This is a genomic window from Noviherbaspirillum sp., assembly GCF_036846085.1.
Taxonomy (GTDB): domain Bacteria; phylum Pseudomonadota; class Gammaproteobacteria; order Burkholderiales; family Burkholderiaceae_D; genus Noviherbaspirillum.
Genome location: NZ_DAIUCO010000069.1, coordinates 1 through 20,805, shown reverse-complemented (window position 1 = coordinate 20,805; position 20,805 = coordinate 1). Strand labels below are relative to the sequence as shown.

17 protein-coding genes and 2 pseudogenes are annotated in these 20,805 nt (G+C 59.6%); 9 read left to right on the top strand and 10 right to left on the bottom strand.

Features of this window, described 5'->3' with window-relative positions; all coding sequences use genetic code 11:
* The 5 genes and pseudogenes from V7080_RS10310 to V7080_RS10290 all read left to right on the top strand — a co-directional run.
* Nucleotides 1–1,245 (top strand): annotated as a pseudogene (locus V7080_RS10310) (chromosome segregation protein SMC); the annotation flags it as partial.
* Nucleotides 1,246–1,494: 249 nt separating this feature from the next.
* A pseudogene (locus tag V7080_RS10305) lies at nucleotides 1,495–2,559 on the top strand (PDDEXK nuclease domain-containing protein).
* Between the two features lie 367 nt (nucleotides 2,560–2,926).
* Nucleotides 2,927–4,075 (top strand): Fic family protein, encoded by a 1,149-nt coding sequence (locus tag V7080_RS10300; protein ID WP_334188306.1) that lies wholly within the window; start codon nucleotides 2,927–2,929, stop codon nucleotides 4,073–4,075.
* A gap of 19 nt (nucleotides 4,076–4,094) precedes the next feature.
* The gene (locus V7080_RS10295; RefSeq protein ID WP_334188305.1) at nucleotides 4,095–4,340 is read left to right on the top strand and encodes a hypothetical protein; all 246 of its coding nucleotides are present in this window, start codon (nucleotides 4,095–4,097) and stop codon (nucleotides 4,338–4,340) included.
* Nucleotides 4,341–4,483: 143 nt separating this feature from the next.
* Nucleotides 4,484–5,587, top strand: coding sequence for an acyltransferase family protein (locus tag V7080_RS10290; RefSeq protein WP_334188304.1), 1,104 nt, complete (start codon nucleotides 4,484–4,486; stop codon nucleotides 5,585–5,587).
* A 77-nt stretch (nucleotides 5,588–5,664) separates the two neighbouring features.
* Here the strand turns inward: V7080_RS10290 and V7080_RS10285 are convergent, their stop codons facing one another.
* The 4 genes from V7080_RS10285 to V7080_RS10270 all read right to left on the bottom strand — a co-directional run bounded on the left by V7080_RS10285 (nucleotide 5,665) and on the right by V7080_RS10270 (nucleotide 9,407).
* Nucleotides 5,665–5,850: a hypothetical protein gene (locus tag V7080_RS10285; RefSeq protein ID WP_334188303.1), complete on the bottom strand. Its 186-nt coding sequence runs from the start codon at nucleotides 5,848–5,850 to the stop codon at nucleotides 5,665–5,667.
* 75 nt (nucleotides 5,851–5,925) lie between these two features.
* A complete protein-coding gene (locus V7080_RS10280) occupies nucleotides 5,926–6,951 on the bottom strand; it encodes a DUF4917 family protein (RefSeq protein ID WP_334188302.1) in 1,026 nt (341 codons plus the stop codon).
* A 406-nt stretch (nucleotides 6,952–7,357) separates the two neighbouring features.
* On the bottom strand, nucleotides 7,358–9,130 hold the full coding sequence (locus tag V7080_RS10275; RefSeq protein ID WP_334188301.1) for an alkaline phosphatase family protein: 1,773 nt from the start codon (nucleotides 9,128–9,130) through the stop codon (nucleotides 7,358–7,360).
* Between the two features lie 19 nt (nucleotides 9,131–9,149).
* The gene (locus V7080_RS10270; RefSeq protein WP_334188300.1) at nucleotides 9,150–9,407 is read right to left on the bottom strand and encodes a hypothetical protein; all 258 of its coding nucleotides are present in this window, start codon (nucleotides 9,405–9,407) and stop codon (nucleotides 9,150–9,152) included.
* 480 nt (nucleotides 9,408–9,887) lie between these two features.
* Here V7080_RS10270 and V7080_RS10265 point away from each other — a divergent pair, with 480 nt between their 5' ends.
* The 3 genes from V7080_RS10265 (at nucleotide 9,888) to V7080_RS10255 (ending at nucleotide 13,847) form a co-directional block, all read left to right on the top strand.
* Nucleotides 9,888–11,762, top strand: a complete 1,875-nt coding sequence (locus V7080_RS10265) for an ABC transporter ATP-binding protein (RefSeq protein WP_334188299.1) — start codon at nucleotides 9,888–9,890, stop codon at nucleotides 11,760–11,762.
* Nucleotides 11,763–12,069: 307 nt separating this feature from the next.
* Nucleotides 12,070–13,527 (top strand): DHA2 family efflux MFS transporter permease subunit, encoded by a 1,458-nt coding sequence (locus tag V7080_RS10260; RefSeq protein ID WP_334188298.1) that lies wholly within the window; start codon nucleotides 12,070–12,072, stop codon nucleotides 13,525–13,527.
* A 62-nt stretch (nucleotides 13,528–13,589) separates the two neighbouring features.
* A complete protein-coding gene (locus V7080_RS10255) occupies nucleotides 13,590–13,847 on the top strand; it encodes a hypothetical protein (RefSeq protein ID WP_334188297.1) in 258 nt (85 codons plus the stop codon).
* 149 nt (nucleotides 13,848–13,996) lie between these two features.
* Here the strand turns inward: V7080_RS10255 and V7080_RS10250 are convergent, their stop codons facing one another.
* The 3 genes from V7080_RS10250 to V7080_RS10240 all read right to left on the bottom strand — a co-directional run bounded on the left by V7080_RS10250 (nucleotide 13,997) and on the right by V7080_RS10240 (nucleotide 17,369).
* Nucleotides 13,997–15,625, bottom strand: a complete 1,629-nt coding sequence (locus V7080_RS10250; RefSeq protein WP_334188296.1) for a carboxylesterase/lipase family protein — start codon at nucleotides 15,623–15,625, stop codon at nucleotides 13,997–13,999.
* A gap of 199 nt (nucleotides 15,626–15,824) precedes the next feature.
* A complete protein-coding gene (locus tag V7080_RS10245) occupies nucleotides 15,825–16,604 on the bottom strand; it encodes an AraC family transcriptional regulator (RefSeq protein WP_334188295.1) in 780 nt (259 codons plus the stop codon).
* Between the two features lie 306 nt (nucleotides 16,605–16,910).
* Nucleotides 16,911–17,369, bottom strand: coding sequence for an Lrp/AsnC family transcriptional regulator (locus V7080_RS10240; protein WP_334188294.1), 459 nt, complete (start codon nucleotides 17,367–17,369; stop codon nucleotides 16,911–16,913).
* Between the two features lie 125 nt (nucleotides 17,370–17,494).
* On the opposite strand from V7080_RS10240, the gene V7080_RS10235 reads away from it, so the two are divergent.
* Nucleotides 17,495–18,025, top strand: coding sequence for an RBBP9/YdeN family alpha/beta hydrolase (locus tag V7080_RS10235; RefSeq protein WP_334188293.1), 531 nt, complete (start codon nucleotides 17,495–17,497; stop codon nucleotides 18,023–18,025).
* Between the two features lie 25 nt (nucleotides 18,026–18,050).
* On the opposite strand, the gene V7080_RS10230 is transcribed toward V7080_RS10235, so the two are convergent.
* The 3 genes from V7080_RS10230 to V7080_RS10220 form a co-directional block, all read right to left on the bottom strand.
* Entirely contained in the window at nucleotides 18,051–18,827 is a 777-nt protein-coding gene (locus V7080_RS10230; protein ID WP_334188292.1) for an ABC transporter ATP-binding protein, read from the bottom strand.
* The gene (locus V7080_RS10225) at nucleotides 18,824–19,807 is read right to left on the bottom strand and encodes a FecCD family ABC transporter permease (protein ID WP_334188291.1); all 984 of its coding nucleotides are present in this window, start codon (nucleotides 19,805–19,807) and stop codon (nucleotides 18,824–18,826) included. Before V7080_RS10225 ends, V7080_RS10230 begins: the two co-directional genes overlap by 4 nt.
* A 28-nt stretch (nucleotides 19,808–19,835) precedes the next feature.
* The coding region (locus tag V7080_RS10220) for a TonB-dependent receptor domain-containing protein (protein WP_334188290.1) at nucleotides 19,836–20,805 on the bottom strand (970 nt) is incomplete at its 5' end.

Genomic DNA, 20,805 nt, shown 5'->3' with positions numbered 1-20,805 from the left:
GCCTATCACCGCGAACGCCGCGGCGGCCGCTCGGTATTCGTCGAACCCTCGCGCTACCGCTTCGGCCAGGCCGGCCGCGCCCAGCGCCTCGCCGCGTTGCAGCAGTCGCTGCCGAAACTGGAAGCACAGGAAGACCAGCTGACGATGAAGATCAGCAAGCTGGCGACCGAAGTGAGCGGATTGAAGGCGCGCATTGCCGGCGTGGATGCGGCCAAGGAACTGGTCGCCCGCCAGGCGGAGTTCGAGGAAGCCACGCATGGCGCCGCACCGCTGAAGGCAGCGCGTACCGAGGTCGGCGGCCGGCTCGGCGAGCTGTTCCCTCTCATAAAGAAAGCAACGGAAGACCGCACGCTTGCCGACAATGCCTGGCAAAACGCCAAGCGCATGCTCGCCGATGCGGAATCGAACCTGAAGCAATCGCACAAGCGGCAGCAGGAAGAACGGGCCGCACATGCGAAGACACTGTCCGAGGTGCGGGCGAAATGGCGTCACCTGCCCTTCGCCTGGCGCCGGCAGGAACGCCGCCTCGCGCTGGTGGAGCAGCACCAGAACTCGCACCAGGTCAATCTGCGCCTGAATCACCTCGCCACCGACCTCGCGCGCGAAGACTGGGAAACCGACTCCACCGTGGTCGACCAGCATGTACGTTTGAACGGACTGCTGCAGGGGCGGCAATCGGAAACGGAAGAGCGCCGCTACCAAAACAACCGCGCGATCGAAGCGACCAACAATGCGCGCGCCGCCTACATCGAGCGCCTGCGCTACACGGTCAAGACCTACAGCCGCAACATCAAGGAGCTTGGCGAACTGGCCGGCATCGAGGTGCATACCGATCCGGTGCGGCTGGAAAACGATGACGTGCAGCTCTCGCAGGCGGGCCTGCATGTGCGCTTCAAGTTCGACGGCAAGGGTCCGATCGGGATGAACGACGGCGAAGCATCCGGCGGCCAGCAGGTGATGAAGTCGCTGGTGCTGCTGATCGGCTTGCTGAAATCGGATGACGGCTCGGGCGGATTCGTGTTCATCGATGAACCGTTCGCGCACCTGGATATCCGGAATATTCAGCTGGTGGGCGAGTTCCTGAAGAACACCGACGCACAATACCTGATGACGACGCCGCTGACGCATAACACCGATGTGTATGACCCCTCGGAGCTGACGCTCATTACGAGCAAGAAGAAGAAGGATTCACACTGGGCGCAGCCGATATTCGTGTTGCAGCGGCGGGCGGAGAAGGCGGCGTAGGTAGAACCTAATTTATATATAGACCTTGCAAAATTACTGTCATTCCCGCCCCAGACTGCCCCATTCGAGGGCAAGCTGCGGCCGGAATCCAGAGATGTACTGACTACTTGAGCCAAGGTAAGTAATGCGTCTCTGAGGTCCCGCCTTCGCGGGAACGACAACCCTATTTATAAAATAAGTTCCAAGCTTTATACGAGATGACGGCGGCACCGGCCAGTCCGCCATGAAAGCGACAAGGGAAAAGAAATCATGAGCGAAAGCCCCGTTAGCCTGACCCAGCCGCCCGAAGGTTACGCCGATTGGCTAGCCGATCTGAAAACCCGTATCCATACCGCTCAACAGCGCGCTACGCTGGCAGTCAACCGCGAACTGGTGCTGCTGTACTGGCAGATTGGGCGTGACATTCTGGCGCGGCAGGCTGCGCAGGGCTGGGGCGCAAAGGTGATCGATCGGCTAGCGCATGATCTACGCGAAACCTTTCCCGATATGAAGGGTTTTTCGCCGCGCAACCTCAAGTACATGCGCGCTTTTGCCGAGGCGTGATCGGATGCCGAATTTGTGCAACAGGCTGTTGCACAATTGCCTTGGGGACACAACCTTGTCTTACTTGAAAGGTTGAACACACCGGAAGAACGGCGCTGGTATGCCGCCAAGGCCATTGAGCACAACTGGTCGCGCAATGTACTGAACATCCAGATCGAAACTGGCCTGTTGGCGCGCAGCGGCGCGGCAGTCACCAACTTCGCAGTCAACTTGCCCAAGCCACAATCGGACCTAGCCCGCGAATCGGTGAAAGACCCGTACCGGTTCGACTTCCTGGGCCTCACCGACGAAGCGCAGGAGCGTGAAATCGAAAAGGCCTTGGTGACGCATGTCACCGAATTCCTGCTGGAATTGGGCTCGGGATTTGCCTTCGTCGGACGGCAGGTGCTGCTGAATGTGGGTGGTGACGAGTTTTTTATCGACCTGCTGTTCTACCACCTCAAGCTGCGCTGCTATGTGGTGATCGAGCTCAAGGGCGGCAAATTCAAGCCGGAGCACCTGGGGCAGTTGAGCTTTTACCTTACCGCCGTGGATGCCCAAGTCAAGCACCCACAGGATGGCCCTACGATTGGCCTGCTGCTGTGCAAAAGCAAAAACAAGGTCGTGGCCGAATACGCGCTACGCGACAACGCCCAGCCTATCAGTGTGGCGGAATATAAGTTGGTGGAATCCTTGCCTGCTGAACTGCAAACCAGCCTGCCCAGCATCGAACAAATCGAGCGCGAACTGGCCGGCGACGACGACACATCCACCAAGGATGAAACCGAATGAGCAGAGCCTGAGGAAACGGCCAATGCCGTCACCGTCGTATCGCGATGCATCGCCACGGCGCAACTGGCTGGTTGATTTTTCGCGGCGGACAGTAACCACGCTTCCATGACTGCCTACAAACGGCAATTCGGTCCCCGTTTCTGCCGCCACGCATTCGGCTGGCGGTCGGACGCACCTGCGAAGCGCATCAAGGAAGCGCTCGCCGAAAATAAGTAGATGACCCGCAAAGAACCCGTGCTCGCTGCCAAAGTCGGATGGAAAAACATGGGCTCTCCCCTATTACCTTGAAAAAGATCCACTCTGCAATCTCCGCACTTTCTACGGCGAATGAGTTGCGCATGCGGAGATTGCAAGCCATAATCCCCGCATGAATAGCGGAGATTACACGTACATTTGGCAGGCCAGCGATTGGCCGGCCTGGCGTTATGACCTAGCAGCGCTCGCCGGCCCGCTGGCCGATGTCAGCCGTGCTCAAGGCTTGCTGCTGGGAAGGCTGGCGGATATCGGCTTGGCTTTGCGTGACCAGGCCAACCTCGCGGCATTAACCGAGGACGTGGTCAAAACCAGTGAAATCGAAGGCGAGCAGCTCAATGTTGCATCGGTCCGGTCATCCATCGCCCGGCGCCTCGGGGTAGACATCGGCGCATTGGCCCCGGTCGACCGCCATGTCGAAGGCGTGGTCGAGATGGTGCTCGACGCGACAACCAACTGCGACGCGCCCGTGACGCGGGAGAGGCTATTCGGTTGGCACGCCGCACTCTTTCCAACAGGCTATTCCGGCCTGTCGAAAATCGCCATTGGCGCCTGGCGTGACGACGCCAACGGCCCCATGCAAGTCGTTTCCGGCCCGGTCGGCCGGCAACGGGTTCATTTCGAGGCGCCGCCGGCTGACCGGATCGAGCAAGAGACGAGCCCATTCCTGGACTGGATCAATGGTTCGTTGAACGAACCGCCGCTGATCAAGGCAGGGCTTGGTCATTTGTGGTTCGTCACCCTGCATCCGTTCGACGACGGCAACGGCCGGATCGCACGCGCGATCGGCGACCTGTTGCTTGCGCGTGCCGAGGGCAGTCCGCAGCGCTTCTACAGCCTGTCGGCACAGATCCAGCGCGAGCGCAAAGCGTATTACGACATCCTGGAGCGGACCCAGAAAGGCACTCTCGATGTCACAGAGTGGATGGCGTGGTTCCTGGCCACGCTCCACAGCGCTGTGGATCAGGCCCAGCACACGCTGGACGCCGTACTCGCCAAAGCGCGCTTCTGGCAACATTGGGCGAGCACGCCGCTGAATGAGCGTCAGGCGATGCTCCTCAACCGCTTGCTCGACGGTTTTGAAGGCAAGCTTACCTCCAGCAAATGGGCGGCCATCGCCCAGTGCTCGCCCGATACGGCGCTACGCGATGTCAATGAGCTGTTGGCACGCGGAGTGTTGAGAAAGTCCGATGCGGGCGGCAGAAGCACCAGTTACGAGCTGAATGATCTGCATGAAGGTGGCAGGCCAGGACGTTCAATCTAGATTTCCGAAGGAGCGTTACATGACTGTATTCATCAAGCCTGTGTTCGACGGCACGGTGGTGTTTGAAGACAAGGAACTGTTCAAGGGGCAAGGCGCGGCAAAGCAATGGGCGCAGCAGGTCGGCAGCGAATTGGGCATTCCAGTCGAGCCCCGCAAAATCGGTACTGGCTGGGCATTGGTCGGCACCATTGACGGTGTCGAAACCGTATGGGGGATCTACGGCCAACGGCTCAAGCGTATCTCTCCTTCATCGGGCGACGACTGACCGGTTCATTCAAATTGCACTGTGACCGAACATTACCCGGCGCAATGCACGAATTCGGGCGAGAAGGCACTGCACCAGCGAACATTGCATAGAAGAATATATTTCACATGAGAAAATAGCGGAAACCTCTCTAGGATGTTTCCGTGCAAAGTGCTTCCGTTGTCCATTACCGCTTCCTCGACCTGCTCAAGGCGGTCGCCTCCAATCTGATCGTCTTGCATCACCTCGCGTTTTACGGCCCGATGGTCGACCACGTGAAGCCGGTCATGCCCGAACTGATCGAATGGCTGGAGACCCAGGCGCGCATTGCGGTACAGGTGTTTCTGGTGATGGGCGGTTTTCTTGCGGCGAAGTCCTTGTCGCCGGATGGCATGCCAGGTCTTCGCGCTCCGTTGCGCGCCGTGACGCGGCGTTTCATCAAGCTGGTGCCGCCATTTATGGTTGCAATGGCGCTCGCGGTCGCCGGGGCTGCGTTGGCCGGCAGGTGGATGACCCATGATTCCATCGGCGCATCGCCGACGCTCGCCCAGTTTGCCGCGCATGGATTGCTGCTGCATGGCGTGCTCGGTTACGAGTCGCTGTCGGCCGGCGCCTGGTATGTGGCGATCGATTTCCAGCTCTATGCACTGCTGACACTGCTGTTGTGGCTTGCCGGACGCATCGCAGGCGGTCGCCCTTCGGACTGGCTGGTGCCTCTACTGGTTATCGCCGGCGTCGGCATGTCCCTGTTCTTCTTCAATCTCGATGCCGACTGGGATGCATGGGCGCCTTACTTCCTCGGCAGCTATGGGCTGGGTGTGCTGGCGTGGTGGGCTTCGATGCCAGGCCGCCCGCTTATCGGCGCCGCGCTGATCGCCGGGGCCATGCTCTTGCTCGGCGGCCTCGCTCTTGAAATGGAGTTCCGCAGCCGCATCGCAGTTGCGTTGGTCACTGCGCTGACGTTGGTCGTGGTGTACCGCGGCGGAATCAGTTTTTCGACAACGCGCTGGCCGCTGGTGGAATATCTGGGACGTATTTCATACGCCGTATTCCTCGTGCACTTCCCGGTTTGCCTGGTGATCAACGCTGCGTTTACCCAGTTTGTGCCGCATTCTGCTTGGGCACAGGGTGGCGGGATGTTGCTGGCGTGGTTTGCGAGTCTTGTGGTGGGAGCCTTGTTTCATCGCTGGGTGGAGATTCCGCTTGGCCGCCTGGTGACGCTGCAGCGAGGTACAGGCGCGCATAGCCGCAGGACGATAGAGGCTTGATACATTGCCGGTGCAATGCGATCCGGGACGCCATCTTCCTTTAGGATTGAAATCTTTATCCACTACAGAAACGGTCCTTAATCCCGGACCGGTGTGGTGATGACGCCGACCAATGCGCTCCGCTTCGGAATGCGTGGCACCCTGGCCGGGATTTTCGGCGTCGTGGGTGCACTGCTGGTCGCTGCCATTTCAGCGACCAGCCTCAGCGTCGTCCTCGCGATATGACGAACAAGGCCTGAGCGCTCGGACACTTTTTCCGCCATTCGCAGTCCATCCAACTGGAAAAACGTGGTCTGTCACATATTACTTCCACCCCGGAACCGAAGTCCCGAAGAGAGTTACCTGCCCCAAACCTTGGCAGAAGCGGAGTCAAAGTACGAAATTGATAGAGGAGCGCCGCGCCGTCGGTTATTAGACATCAGGTCGGCCCTACGAGTAATCAATTTGTTCGCATCGGAATTCGGGTCGCCATATAGGCCAATATAAAGTTGGGAGATCTTTCCTTTTTCTATCCTCTTAAGGTAGTGCTCGTCATTCTCTGCCAGCGAATGCCCATAAATGAATAGTGCGCCGGTTATCTCACTAAAGCTTCTATATGCCTTCGCCAAATAGTCACTATGACGGATACGTGCCAACTTTTCTGCGCTTGTACCCTCCGATACAAACAATGGGAAAAGCCCTCTATCCAGCGCATTGCGAATTTGATGGATAAGCCTAACACCAGTGTTTAACCATGTGTATTTTTGCACCTCAACCTCAGAGTCGAAAACGTGTAGCGCTCCATGCAAAAACCACATGTTCTGTTCATGACTCTGGCTAGGTTCCCACACCACATACGATGCGTCGTAGTCGTCACTTGATTTTCTAAATCCATCATCCGAGTTTGGGGCGACCCCCTCTTCGACATGCATTTGCGTCCAATAGAGAAGCAAATCATAGTTAAACGTATAAATAGTATTGAAGTTTGAAAGAAAGTCTCGGCAAGCAGCGTATTCCTCTTCCAGTATTTCTCCAGGCCACGCGGGATGGCTATTGGCGATAGTCTCAACGAGAAGTTCGCGCAGACCATCGGCGTCAGCCTGCAAAGTATCAAGGAATGATTGCGGAGCTAAACCGTAGGCTTCGAGAACAGCTTTTGTATCTCGCAACGCCTTAATGACACGTTCGAAATCCTGCGTTTTCAGAGTCTCGAACACGGCCTTTGCTGTTGGAGACAGTTTCGAAAAATCCGCTTGTTCGTAGAGTTTCCCGTACACGAAGATATTTGGTCTACAGGCAATACTGAATCCATTCCCCAGAAGAAGATGACGCTTTGAGATGCGGTTCGATTCAAATATTGCTTCTTCAAACGTTAGAATTCCCATTACTCAAAATTTTTCTATAAAAATCGTTAGTCACTTGCACTAAGATCATCTAAACAGACCTCAATGCTTCCATAAGGATTGCAAACAAGCTGCCTTCAGCGATTTAAGCGAACCTAGAAATATCTCCTTGGGAGTTCATCAACTCGATAGAATCATTCGCATACCGTCGCATCGTCTCAACGATTAGGTAAGGCTCTTTTGATTTGGCGTCAATTCTAAGAAAGCTGACATCCTCAAATCGTCGTTCACTTACTCTAAAAAACTATGCAGGGCGGCAAAGTTTAGTGATCAAAATTCACGCTGAAAGAAACTAGCGATTAATACGCAATAGGGGACAGACTACGTTATCTCAGCGGTTTACTTCGCCCCTTCAAATTCCAGCAGCACAAAATTTGTTAACAACAGTTCAGCCCCCCTCGACATGCGCAGGCTCCACTACTACAAGGTGATTCGAAAACCCCCTCTCCGTCTCGCATCGCCATGTCGCCCAAAGCGCTTCGCGATTCCCTCGATCATCCGACTCCAGCGCCAACCAGTTTCGAGCCGCCATGACATGGCGATTGTGTGATGGGAAAAGCATCATCTGCACTTCATGCTGGACATCGATTTCCTGCGGCTTGCCGGCGGCGCTATTCAAGAACTGCAGGAAGATTCGCTCAAATAAGCCGCCCAGCGAGGGATGCACGACAGCAGACGCGGTGAATTGCTGGATTTGCGCCCAATTCGCTTTAGCCGGAAGATCTTTTCTATAGGAGATTCCCCACGCGGCAACGTGTACATCACCGGAGACGATGGAGACCCGCGCCTTGCATTGCGTGGCGGTTTTGCAGAGAGTTTCGAGAAGGCGTTTCCGCTCCCCCTCATGATCATCGTGTGCCCAATGATCCTTCAGGTCATCAGCATTGCTATCAGTAACGTGGTCCTGTCCAAACGCGTCGAACAGACCTTCAGCTAACGTCAGCTTTGGGTGAATGACCGGTACGGACGAAAGAAACAGCAGGTGCTCGCATTTCCTGACCGCCCCTTCGTTGCTTGCTACCGTAAGCGTGGCGAGCCATCTATGCAGCGCCGCCCATGTAGCGGGGCCAAGTACCTGGGTTCGCGAACGCTCGGTGCGCAGATCAGCCACCGTCAGCGCTACAGCCCCGACGCGCAATACGAAAGAAAAGCCCGGCTGGCCATCGAGCATCGGCAGTGCAAGCGGATCACCGGCTAGCCGTTCGCGCCAAGCGATCGGCTGGAAGATTGGATCGGTTTTCGAGACGTATGGCCGTGGATCTTCTTCAAGTTGCGCTAGGTCTTCCAACGCATGCTGCATCTGGAAGACCCAGAAAGCCCTTCGGGCGTGGCGGAACAAGACCGTAAACAGCGGGCAATGCTGCATCTCGCAACTGTAAGAACCCCATCCGTCGAAGATGTCATGGTCGTCCCACATCATGATGGTGGGGATGGTTGCCATGGCGTCGGCGCTATCATGGTTCGGCTTGTCTGTTCCCCATGGCCTCCGCTTCTCAGGGAGCCATCGTTTGCTGTACTGGTCAAAATAGTAAGCTTCTATCGCCTTTTCCAGGCTCGCACTTACCTTGAAGCTCAGTTGTTCGTCTCGCGACAATCCCACCCAGCGTTTGAGCGGCTCCAACTCTTCCCATACAGAGTCGAAGTAGATCTGGTCTCCGCCCATCACGAGTAGGTGAAATCGTTGCAGATTCTTATCGTGAATCCGCTCCTCGTGCCACAGCTGTTCCTTGTCAAGCAAGTAGTCTGCATTCCGCATTTCGCGGTCGTGATTGGAAAGCAGATCCATCCAAGCAGCGTTCGCAGGGCGAACAAGCTTGCGCATGCCGCTCGGGTTGGAAAAGCCATTGCAGGAAACGTAGGCAATACGAGGCGACTGCGCGAGCGCCGGCACGGTAAAGTGCCACTCCGGACCGTCCCGGAAACCGAACTTCACCTTGCGCTCCTTCTCTTGCATCGGACAAGTCAAGTCGTAGCGAAGGAACTGCTGTTTTCCGGAACGATGTAGTACAGACGGCGCGGCGCACTCGCGTCCGTCGACAAAGAAAACAGGAATTTGTGCGTCGGCTGGGTATCCGATCAATGCAGAGACTTTCCATTCACCTTTGTCTCCAGTGCCTCGGAATGACAGGACCGGCCCCAGAGATAGCTTTTCATTAGTCATACGTTCTTTCGTCGGATTCTCAAGTTGGCTTTTGGATGTGGCAGACGTCGAGCCCGCGCAAGTACCACGAATGGTAGGGCGCGGCCTGTACCCAGTCTTTAATGCCTTTGGCGTCCATCGCGCTGCAGAGATTGGCGGCGAGGGTCTTGTTGTGGCGGAGGATGAGGCTGGAGCGCGCACAAATTTTGGATACTTGTTCAGCGCAGTAGCCAAGGACAAGCGTAGTGCCGGAGCCAGCCAAGTCGTAGACCACGCGGAGGCCCTTGCCTAATTTCACGCTTGTCCAACGTGGTAGATGGATCGGGGCTTCAATAAGATGTTCCCTTTTTCTCCCGCGTCCCACCATCAGGCCCCTTATAAATGTAAAGCGGCATTACACACTATTACACTGAATCAACATATGCCATAAATATGGGAGCCGACTGGCATTGGTCGATAGGCGAGCGGGTGATTTCAATTTTTCGACGTTCCTACCACCTGCTCCTTTCTGACAGTGAAGGGTTTTTCCTTCGCGCCGCAGATTGCACCGGATCTTCACATCAACCGCTTCACAGCGGCGGCAATCCGTCCTGCTGTTTCTACCGCGTCGTCACTGCAAAAATCCCTGTTACAACGCCGCGACACCCTGCTAAAACCCACGATCTCGCGTGATAGTATTTCCCGACGGAAACGTAATCTCTTCCGTACCAAGTCGCTCATTTCGCTTCTCTTGCCGCAAGGACCGGCGTGCCCGACAGGCACCCATGGTTGATCAAATATGTTCTTCAAGTTCATGCCGTCCGCCCCTGCAAAGCGAGCGTGCGAACTCGACCCCGTCACTCACCACGACACCATCACGTCCCCTCCGCGCGGCCTGTACGTCAACATGTGGCGCCATGCCGCCGGCGCGCGTCTCAAGCTGGCGCTGACATGGTTGATGCTGGTCGGCGCGGCGCTGATGGAACTGGTGTCGCCATGGCTGGGCGCGCAGGCGCTGAATGCGCTGCAGAAGGACGGCACGCAGGCGATGGCGACCGCCGCGTGGTACGGCGTGGGCATCCTGGCGGCGGCGATAGTTGCATGGTCGTTGCACGGCCCCGGACGGGTCAGCGAACGGCGGATCGCGCTGGTGGTGCGGAAGAACTTCACCAGCGCCCTGTACGCAAAACTCATGCGCCTGCCCCTTGCGTGGCACGACCGCCATCATTCGGGCGAAGTGCAGCAGCGCATCAGCCAGGCGTCGCTCGCCCTGCACAGCTTCACCCAGAACCAGTTCCACTACATCAAGGCCATCGTTCACTTCATCGGAGCAGCGGCGGCGATCATGGTTTTCTCGCCGATGCTGGGAGCGATCGCCCTGATCGGATACACGCTGGTGGGCGCGATCATGGTGCGCTTCGATGTCGCGCTGATGTGCCTTGCGAAGGAAGAGAATGCCGCGGAACGCAAGTTTCAATCCCGGCTGCTGGATTTCCTCGGCAATATTTCCACGGTCATGTCGTTCCGCATGCAGGACAGTTCAGGCCGGCTGGTCGATGACCGGCTCGGCAAGGTGTTCGTGCCGGCCCGCAAAAGCATCACCCTCGTGGAGGTGAAGTGGTGCATCGCCGACCTGTTCAGCGTGGCGCTGACCTGGGGGCTGGTCGCCGCGGCCGTGTGGATGAGCAGGCGTGACGGCGCGATCCTCATCGGCGGCATCTTCCTCGTTCACCAGTACGCGCAGCAGGCCCGGTCGGTCGTGCTGGCGCTGGCCGACAAGTTCCAGACGGTCGCGCGCGCCCGCACCGACCTGGCGAGCGCGGAAGCGATATGGGGCGCGGCCGACAGGCCGGCATCCGGCCCGGCGATTCCGGGTGACTGGCGGCGTATCGATGTCGGCGACCTGTGCTACGACCATGCAGCCGGTACCGACAGCAAAACCAGCCAGGCGGTAACCGGATTGAAAAAGGTCGCCGTCACGCTGGAACGCGGCGATCGCATCGCCCTCATCGGCCCCAGCGGCGCGGGCAAGAGCACCCTGATGCGGGTGCTGGCCGGGCAATACGATCCGCATGAACGGCGCATCGACGTGGATGGAACGCCCTTTCACGCCACCCGCCACCTCGGCAGCATCGCCATGTTGATCCCGCAGGAAGCAGATGTCTTCGAAGCCTCGATTCGCGACAATCTGTCGCTCTCGGGCGAGCACAGTGATGCCGACATCAGCGTCGCCGCCCATCTGAGCGCTTTCGATACCGTGATGAACGACATGTCGATGGGCCTGGATACGCCGCTGTCGGAGCGCGGCTGCAATCTCTCGGGTGGGCAGCGCCAGCGGCTGTGCCTTGCCCGCGGGCTGCTCGCCGCACGGGGAAGCTCGCTGATTTTCCTGGACGAGCCCACCAGCGCACTCGACCCGGTCACGGAAGAAACCATCTTCGCGCGTATCACGGCGGCATTGCCCGACGCCTGCATCGTCGCGTCCGTCCACCGGATGAATCTTCTGCACCATTTCAACAAGATCGTGCTGATGGCGAACGGGCAGGTGCAGGATGTCGGTACCGCCGACGAGTTGCTGCAACGGCAGCCTGCGTTCCAGGAGATGCTCAGGCATGGCCGCGAACATGGAACGGTGGTGGGCCAGTCGATCAAGCTGCCGGTGATGACGGTGTAGTGAGGATTGGGCGAGGTGAATACGGAACCGGCGCAGCGATGCGCGATTGAGACTTCGATATGCGCACTTCTTTTTGCATCAGTTTGACGGTTGTGCATTCTGGCTTCATCATCTGATCGGTCTGCCGGTTTCAGGTGCTGTGCCGGTCTATTCTGCGGAATGCACAAAGACTGGAACTGCATTCATAAATAGAGATTTGTCGTCCCTGTCACCGCTTACCCCATTCGAAGGCAGGCGGTGGATGCGGCATCCGTTTCGCGCTCGTTTCAATTCACATACCAACCATAAAAAAAAACCGGGAGGAATCATGTCGGCAACGACACATGGGATCGAGGGGAAAAAACGCTGGTGGGCGCTGGCGGTGCTCTGCATCGGCGTGCTGATGATCGTGCTGGACACCACCATCGTCAACGTGGCGCTGCCATCCATCCGCGAAGATTTGAATTTCACGGAAACCTCGCTGGTGTGGGTCGTCAATGCCTACATGCTGACCTTCGGCGGTTGCCTTCTGCTCGGCGGACGGCTGGGCGACCTGTATGGCCATCGACGTCTTTTCCTGCTCGGCATCGCATTGTTCACGCTGGCATCCGCCGCATGCGGACTGGCGCAATCGCAGGAGCTGCTGATCACGGCACGGGCAATCCAGGGTCTTGCCGGTGCTGTGGTTTCCGCGATTTCCCTGTCGCTGATCATGAATCTCTTTACCGACACCGGCGAGCGCGCCAAGGCAATGGGCGTCTATGGATTCGTCTGCGCCGGTGGCGGCAGCATCGGCGTGCTGCTGGGCGGTGTCCTTACCGATGCGCTGAGCTGGCACTGGATCTTCCTGGTCAATCTGCCGATCGGCCTGGCCGTCATTATCCTGTGCCGGTGGCTGATCCCGGCCGGTCGCGGACAGGCCGACGGCAACCTGGATATTGCAGGCGCATTGACGGTCACGGCATCGCTGATGCTGGCGGTGTATGCGGTCGTCAACGGCAATGAAGCCGGCTGGCTTTCCGCCCGCACCCTGGGGATGCTCGCAGCGGCGTTCCTGTTGATGGTGCTGTTCATCGTCATCGAAGCGCGCACCACGACGCCGCTCATGCCGCTCTCCCTGTTCCGGCTGCGCAACGTAGCGACGGCCAACGTGGTCGGCATCCTGTGGGCGGCAGCCATGTTCGCCTGGTTTTTCATCGCGGCGCTCTACCTGCAACTGGTACTGCGATACAACCCGATGCAGGTCGGACTGGCCTTCCTGCCATCCAACCTGATCATGGCCGTCCTGTCGCTAGGCTTTTCCGCGAAACTGGTGATGCGGTGGGGGAACCGGATTCCGCTGGCGGCGGGACTGGCGCTGGCATCGACGGGACTGGCCCTGTTTGCGCTGGCGCCGGTGGATGGCAGCTATACCGTCCATGTATTGCCGGGCATGATCCTGCTTGGCCTTGGCGCCGGCGTCGCGTTCAATCCGGTGCTGATGGCGGCGATGAGCGATGTCACGCCGGCGGAATCCGGTATTGCATCCGGCATGGTCAACACCGCATTCATGATGGGCGGCTCGCTCGGCCTGGCCGTGCTGGCAAGCCTGGCGGCGGCGCGCAGCAGCGTGCAGCAGGCCGGCGGCGCGACGCTTGCCGAAGCGCTGAATGCCGGCTACCAGATCGCCTTCGGCATCGGCGCCTTGTTCGCGCTGGCGGCGGCGATCGTCGGGCTGATTTTTCTGCGGCAGGGACGGCATGCGGGGACTGAAGAAGCAACGCCGCATGCCGAGATCGTGGCCTAGAAATGCTTGCGCGGCCTGTGGCCGGATTCCGTTAAGATGCGTTTTTTATCATCGAGGATGTCATGAGACGCGACCACATGCTGATGGAGGCCATCCTTGGCCAGCTTTTGCAATCACCCGAACCGCTGGTCGGGACCAGTGGCATCGCCCAGCGACTGAACGTGGAACTGCCCGTGATTCGCCATCACCTGCACCTCCTGCAGGACAAGGGATTGGTGCAGGAATCGGAAAACAGCGCCTGGCGGCTGACGAACCTGGGGCATGATTACATGGAAGGTGTTCCTGAACAGGGCGTCGCCCTGAAACTTCCGTCCAAATAAGCCATTCCGGCCGTTTGCCGCATTCGGAAGAAGCATTCAGGCAAGTTCCCGCCGCAAGTCTGGCGCATCCCGGGCCGCGCCATCCGATGCGATCCCGGCGGCCATAAAAAAAGGCCCGCCGAAGCGGGCCAAACAGGCAAGAAACACACTTAGAACGTCAGGGCACTCCACGCTGTCGCGCACTTGTGCTCGGCTTCGAACGTGGTCAACGGCCGGTTGCCGCCGCCGGATGCGACATCCAGCGCGAGGACCTTGTCCGGTGCGGTGAAGGCAGGCCAAGCAACGGCGGGCGCTGTGCCGGTGTTCGGATCGCCGGTACGGGAGAAGTTGGTCCAGTAACGCGACATCGCAGTTTGCAGATCGCGGCGCTCGTTGTTTTCCAGATCCCTCAGGTTGAACAGGTACTGCAGTTCATAGGAGTGGCCTGCGCCCTGCGGGAAGCTGACCGTGGTCCGGCCGATCGACGGAATCGCTGTGCGATCGCGGAACTCATACATCCAGCTCTGCGTATTCTGGGCTGCGATCCGCTTGGAGAGGGCGAGCGCCGGGCAGGCAAAGATGATGTCCGTACCGACTGCCGTTGCTGCCAGGCTCGGCTGCTGGGCAGTGTTGGTGCCGTAGTCGGTCAGCGGGTACAGGGAAGCGACGGTCGCCGGCAGGCCGAGGGAGGTCTGCAGATAGGTCGGATATCCCGCTGCGGTCAGGGGCGGCGCAGCCAGTTCACGCGATGCGACGAACAGCGACCACTCGTCGCGGTTGGAACCGTTTATGACCGGCACGCGGTTGTTTTCACCCGCTGCGAATGTCGCCTTGATCGATCTCGGCAGCACGCGTCCATCGACGGAAGGTACCGGGCTGGAGTTCGCAGTGGTGAACGCCGTCGCCAGCTGGTTGTTGACAACATCGGCGGACAATCCGCGCAGGCAGGCTGCGTCGACTGCGGCGCAGGTGACGCCTGCCGCGGTCAGCGCGTTGTTGACGATCGTGGTGCTTTGCGCCTCAAGCGCTTCGCGCGTCAGCTGGCGGTCGAAGGCATAGCCGCCGCTCTGGACGATTGCTTTCGAAAACAGGCCACGGGACAACGGTGATGCAAGGTGGGTCATGACGCTGAAGGCGCCCGCCGATTCGCCGAAGATCGTGACGTTGTTCTTCGCGCCGCCGAAGGACTCGATGTTCTCCTGCACCCACCGCAATGCCGCCTGCTGGTCCATGATGCCGTAGTTGCCCACGCTGCCGTCGGCTGCCTTCAGGGCCGGATGGCCGAGGAAGCCCATGGCGCCCATGCGGTAGGCGATGTTCACGACGATGACGCCATTTCTGACCAGTGGCGACGGGTCGGCGTAGGTGACGGTGCCGCCGGTGTTGAATGCGCCGCCGTGAATCCAGACCATGACCGGGAACGGGCCGTCGCCTGTCGGTGCATGCACGTCCAGGTAGAGGCAGTCTTCCTGGCCGTTCGGCAGGCGGAACGAGCTGGCGCTGGTCTGCAGGCAGGGTGCGGCCGACTGGGTCTTGGCCAATGGCGCGGTCCAGTTTGCTGCCGGCGCGGGCGCTGCCCAGCGCAGGTTGCCGACCGGCGGCGCTGCAAAAGGAATGCCGAAATAGCTGCGCATGCCGGCCCGATCCACCGCCCTCACCTCACCCTTCGTGGTCTTGGCGACATCGGGCGCGCCTTTCGCATCATCGTCGCCGCCGCCGCAGGCGGCGAGCAGGGTGATTGCCGCCGAGGCGAGCAGGGTTCGCAGCCGGATCGGCTGGATAAATCCGTCTTTCTTCACTTGGTTGTCTCCGTCGTTGTGGTTCTATTTGTAGCAGGAAGCGCCGGACTGCCGGCGCGGCCCGCACCTTCTACAGGAATCACGATTTTGCAGGCCGCGCAAGATGCGGTCTTTCAAAATCAGGTGCTTCATTTCATAAACTGCTCATTGCAGGGTGGTGATGAAGCCGTTTGCAAGCGGGGAAAGGGAAAACACATCCTCACCTTGCGCGGGACGCCCGGAAATGTCCCGGCGTCGTGCCTTCGAAGCGTTTGAACGCCGAATTGAAATGCGCCTGGCTGGAGAAGCCGCATCCGATGGCGATCTCCGCCAATGAGCAGTTATCCGCATTGAGCATGGCGCGGGCCAGTTCGATCCGGCGCTGCATGACGAACTGGTGGACCGGCATGCCGAATGACTGCTTGAACACCCGGGTGAAGTGCGTCGGGCTGTAACCGCATGCCGCCGCCAGTTCCTGGATACTCAATGAGCCGGCGATATGCTCATCGATATGTTCCTTCATCCGGCGCACGGACTGCCGCGAGAGGGATTCGGACAGCGGGATATCGGCGGCGGGTTGCGAAGACAGCCGAGAGTCGAGGTAGGTCAATAGCGCGAGCCCGACAACCTCCGTGTACAGGGTGCCGTTCGGCTCACCCGCCGCGCAATGGCTTTCAATCTCGTCGATCCACCACTGCACCCGTGAATCAAGAAAACGCAAAGGCTTGCGTAATTTTTCCAGCCACGCCGGGACCCTGTTAAGCAGATCGGTGCAAACATCTTCAGGCATTTCCAGAACACTGTAGATGCTGGCGTTTCCAGCTGACCATGTGCTTCCTTCGTAGTCCGCCCGGGCAGGAAAAAAGCTGATGGAGCCCTTGGGAAGGAGTTTTGGACTCATGTGCCGATCATGGATTTTGACGTCGCCTTTTCTCAGCAGCAGCAGTGCGGGACGTTCAAGAACTTGAATTGGCGCCTCGCGCAGCGGCGGAAGTTCCATGGTCGATATAGGAAGAGCACGTTGTGCCCGGCTTGCTATTCGTTTTGCGCACTGCATGGATTACTCCTGATGGAGACCAACAATACTCCTCGTCGAATGTTCCGCACTGCGGAATTCAATTCTGCTGGACGGTCCATCGCATGCTAGCAGGAAGGCAAACCGGCGTAAAGACGGAGTGCAACAGGCGGCACCTCGATTGAATCATGTCAAATGAATGGAAAGTAATTTTGCCTTCCTGCAACATTATCGAGCGGGGGGATAGGCTGCTTTCTTCGTGCGCTCTTACTGCGCCGGTTGGCTTAGCCATCAGCGCAGAATCGGCTGGACCAACGGTTTCGGCTTGTACGAAGCCAGGACCAATGATGTCGTCACGGAGCCGAATTTCGCCAGATCGTCGACGACCGCTTCCAGGGCCGGCATGCGCGCGAACGTGGCCTTCACGATGAAACAGTCCTCGCCGGTTATCCGGTGCGCTTCCAGTATTTCGGGAATGCGCTCGAACGCCTTCAGGCATTGGGCGATTTTTTCATGGGACGTCCGCAACCGGATAATGGCCGTGATCTCCATCCCCAAAGCGCTTGCATTAATCCTCGCGCCATAGCCTTCGATGACGCCGCTGTCCTCCAGCGCCCTGATGCGGGCCGTCACCGCCGGCGGCGACAATCCGACGGCTTTTCCGATGTCGGTATTGGTCATGCGGGCGTCGCGCTGGAGCGCATCGATGATCCGCCAGTCAATGCGGTCCATCTCATGTTTTGGATTCATAGGCGGAATGCCCCGAGAACAGTCAATTTCAATGAATCCTACATGCAAAAGAATCGTTATTGCATGGATTGACCCATGCCGCCGTCCTAAACTGGATGCCTGTCCAACCAACGGAGAAAGCGTGCATGTCCCCTTCCATCATTCTCGTACCGGGCATCAATAATTCAGGGCCAACGCATTGGCAGACCTTATGGGAACAGAGCGCTCCCTCATTCCGCCGTATCGAGGTTGACGATTGGGACCATCCGGTATGCGCAACGTGGATCGCGTCCATCGACCATGCCGTCGCCGCCGCGAAAAACGATGTGATCCTCGTTGCCCATAGCCTGGGTTGCCTGCCGGTCATCGAATGGGCGACGCAGCGATACAGGGAGCGTGTTGTTGCCGCCATGCTGGTATCCGTACCGGATCCCGCCGGACCGAATTTTCCGAAGGAGGCGTCCGGTTTCTCCATGCCGTCGCTGAATCCGTTGCCGTTGAAAAGCCTGGTGGTATCCAGTGAAGACGATCCGTATGGCGCCCCCGGATATGCAAGGACATGCGCATCGGCATGGGGAAGCAGGTTCGTGAATGTCGGCAATGCGGGCCATATCAATACCGACAGCAGGCTCGGCACTTGGGAACAGGGAATGACCTTGCTGCGCAGCTTGATGTGAATGATCCTGCCGGACGAAGGTGATATCAGGATGCAAGCGGGATGAACAACCGTCCGGATGCGCTGTCGACCAGCTCGAAGCCGCAGCCAAAGGCCTGGCTGAGGATATCCGTCGTCAGTATCTCCGACGCCGTGCCCGACCAGTGGCGGCCGTCCGCAAGGATCAGCACATGGGTCGCATAGCGCGATACGAGGTTGATGTCGTGGCATGCGGCGATCACCGCTTTTGTCCCGGTGTGCGAGAGATCCCGCATCAATCCCATGACCGCAAGCTGCGATGCGGCATCCTGCTGCGCGGTCGGTTCATCCAGCAGCAACACGTCTGGGTCCTGCGCCAGCAGTGTCGCGAGCGCGACGCGCTGGCGTTCGCCTCCCGACAGTTTCAGGATGTCTTTGCCGGCGGCATCCGAAAGACCGACGGCGGCAAGGGACTGCAACGCAATCGTCCGGTCTTCTTCCTGGTCCCAGCCCAGGCCGAGTTGATAGGGATAGCGCCCGGCGACCACGGTATCCAGCACCTTGCTGGAAAACGCGTCCACTTGCTGCTGCGCGAGCAGGCCGCGATAGCGCGCCAGGGTTTCGACCGACACATCCCGGATATTGTCGCCGTGTATGTCGATGCGGCCGGCAGCCGGGTCGATCAGGCCGGCCAGCGTATGCAACAGGGTGCTTTTCCCGGCGCCGTTCCTGCCGAGAACACACCAGAATTCGCCGGGCGCCACGCTCAGGCGCAGATCGTCGCACAGCAGCTTCCGCCCGGCCTGCACCCGCAGTCCGCTGACCTGGAGCATCGGTGCGTTCATGCCCTGCTCCTGGACAGCAACCACAGGAACACCGGCACGCCGACGATGGCGGTGATGACGCCGACCGGAAGCTGGGTCGGCGCGACCACCGTCCGCGCCATCAGGTCGGCCAGCGTCAAGACCGTACCGCCGACAAGCGCGGAAGCCGGCAGCAGGATGCGCTGATCATTACCGAAAACGAGCCGTATCGCATGGGGCACGACAAGGCCGACGAAACCGATGGTGCCGGCGACGGTCACGGCGACCGCCGTCGCCACCGATGCGACGCACAAGGTCGTCAGACGCAGCCTTACCACCGGCACGCCCAGCAGCTGGGCAAAATTTTCACCGCGCGCCAGCATGTTGAGGCTATGTCCCTTGAACACCGACCAGCCGACCACCGCGAGCAAGGCCAGCCAGGCCGGAAGAATGTAGCGATTGCCTTCGAGGTCGCCCAGCAGCCAGAAGATCATCCCGCGCAACTGCGCGTCGGGCGCGAGGCTGAGCACCAGCGTGATCAATGCACCAAAGCCTGACGCGATCATGACGCCGGTGAGGATGAGGCGATGACCGAACACGAATGGCGCCGAGGGAAGATGGCGCAGGGGCTGTCGCACCAGTGCGAACAGGAGCAGCATCGCCGTGCCGGACCCGATTGCAGCGCCCAGCCCGGCCGCACCGTCCTGCGCGATGCCGAGGTGAATGGCTCCCACCATGGCGATGAGCGCGCCCGCCGCCGCGCCACCCGACAACCCGAGCACATACGGATCGGCGAGCGGATTGCGCAGCAGGACCTGCATCAGCGCCCCCGCCACCGCCAGCAGCCCGCCGACGGCGAATGCGGCCAGCACGCGCGGAACGCGCAGCAGGCGGATCACAGGATCGGCGCCGGGCGATAAATCGGGCAGCATGCAGCCGGTGCTGCCGCACAGCGCCGATCCGGCAAGCGCCAGCATCGACAGCAATGCCAGTCCGGTAAGTATGGTGAGCGCCCGCCGCATGCCGTGCCGCCTGTTCAGGAGTGCCGCATCACGGCTGCCAGCTCAGCCCGACGAAAACGCCGCGCGGCAACTGGTTATAGCCATAGGCAGTCTGGTAGTCGCGGTCGAACAGGTTTTCCACCCGGCCGAACACCGACAGGCTTTTCGAGATCGCATAGCGGGCCGTGAGATTGGCGAGCCAGTAGGAACCCAGCCGGTTGGCCGCGTCCGGCCGGCTGCCGGTATAGCTGAGATCGCCGCCGGCCTGCCACGGACCGAAAGTGCGGTTGGCCGACAGCGACACCAGTGTTTTTGCGCGCCGGCGCAGTCGCTGGTCGGTGATGTCGTCGCGCGGATCCTGCAGTGTCAGGCTGGCCCGCAGGTCGGTGTCGAGAAGGTTGCCGCTGGCGCTGATTTCCAGTCCGCGGTTGCTCGCCCGCGCCACGTTGTCGAAGCGGTTGCTGACGAGGTCGTACTGGAGCTGTTCCTTGACGCGGGTGGAGAAGACGGTGGCACGGACCAGCATCCGCTGCGCCGCATACTGGAATCCGACTTCGGCCGAACGTGCACGCTCCGGCTTGAGCGCCGGGTTGCCGAAGGAAGGCGAATACAGGTAGCCGAGCGTCGGTGCGCTGAAAGCGGAAGACAGGCTGGCGATCGCCTTCACCCGTTCACTGATGTTGTAGCCGTATCCGAGATAGCCGGTGCTGGCGGAATCCACTTCGTCTATGCGGTCGTGGCGCGCATTGAGCTGCACCTGGTGCGGACCGGCCTTGCCCTGCACGCCGGCATAGACGCTGCCGGTGTTGCGTTTGGTACCAAATACGGTCCCGAACCCGTTGTCGCTGTCCAGTTCCTGCCATTGGCGCTCCACACCGGCGGTGGCGGTCCAGTCCGGCGATAGCGCGACGTCATGATTCCACTGCAGCAGCCGGGTCTTGCTTTCAAACCTGTTCTGGCTCGGACCGAATCCGGTGATGCTGGTGTTCGCGTTCTCGTCGCGCGATTCGGCATATGAC

What these genes read in the sequence shown, in the direction of transcription:
- V7080_RS10285 (WP_334188303.1), bottom strand. Translation starts at nt 5,850, where the DNA reads ATGGCGGAAAAAGTGTCCGAGCGCTCAGGCCTTGTTCGTCATATCGCG.
- V7080_RS10295 (WP_334188305.1), top strand. Translation starts at nt 4,095, where the DNA reads ATGACTGTATTCATCAAGCCTGTGTTCGACGGCACGGTGGTGTTTGAA.
- V7080_RS10280 (WP_334188302.1), bottom strand. Translation starts at nt 6,951, where the DNA reads ATGGGAATTCTAACGTTTGAAGAAGCAATATTTGAATCGAACCGCATC.
- V7080_RS10235 (WP_334188293.1), top strand. Translation starts at nt 17,495, where the DNA reads ATGTCCCCTTCCATCATTCTCGTACCGGGCATCAATAATTCAGGGCCA.
- V7080_RS10260 (WP_334188298.1), top strand. Translation starts at nt 12,070, where the DNA reads ATGTCGGCAACGACACATGGGATCGAGGGGAAAAAACGCTGGTGGGCG.
- V7080_RS10230 (WP_334188292.1), bottom strand. Translation starts at nt 18,827, where the DNA reads ATGAACGCACCGATGCTCCAGGTCAGCGGACTGCGGGTGCAGGCCGGG.
- V7080_RS10300 (WP_334188306.1), top strand. Translation starts at nt 2,927, where the DNA reads ATGAATAGCGGAGATTACACGTACATTTGGCAGGCCAGCGATTGGCCG.
- V7080_RS10240 (WP_334188294.1), bottom strand. Translation starts at nt 17,369, where the DNA reads ATGAATCCAAAACATGAGATGGACCGCATTGACTGGCGGATCATCGAT.
- V7080_RS10275 (WP_334188301.1), bottom strand. Translation starts at nt 9,130, where the DNA reads ATGACTAATGAAAAGCTATCTCTGGGGCCGGTCCTGTCATTCCGAGGC.
- V7080_RS10255 (WP_334188297.1), top strand. Translation starts at nt 13,590, where the DNA reads ATGAGACGCGACCACATGCTGATGGAGGCCATCCTTGGCCAGCTTTTG.
- V7080_RS10225 (WP_334188291.1), bottom strand. Translation starts at nt 19,807, where the DNA reads ATGCGGCGGGCGCTCACCATACTTACCGGACTGGCATTGCTGTCGATG.
- V7080_RS10245 (WP_334188295.1), bottom strand. Translation starts at nt 16,604, where the DNA reads ATGGAACTTCCGCCGCTGCGCGAGGCGCCAATTCAAGTTCTTGAACGT.
- V7080_RS10265 (WP_334188299.1), top strand. Translation starts at nt 9,888, where the DNA reads ATGTTCTTCAAGTTCATGCCGTCCGCCCCTGCAAAGCGAGCGTGCGAA.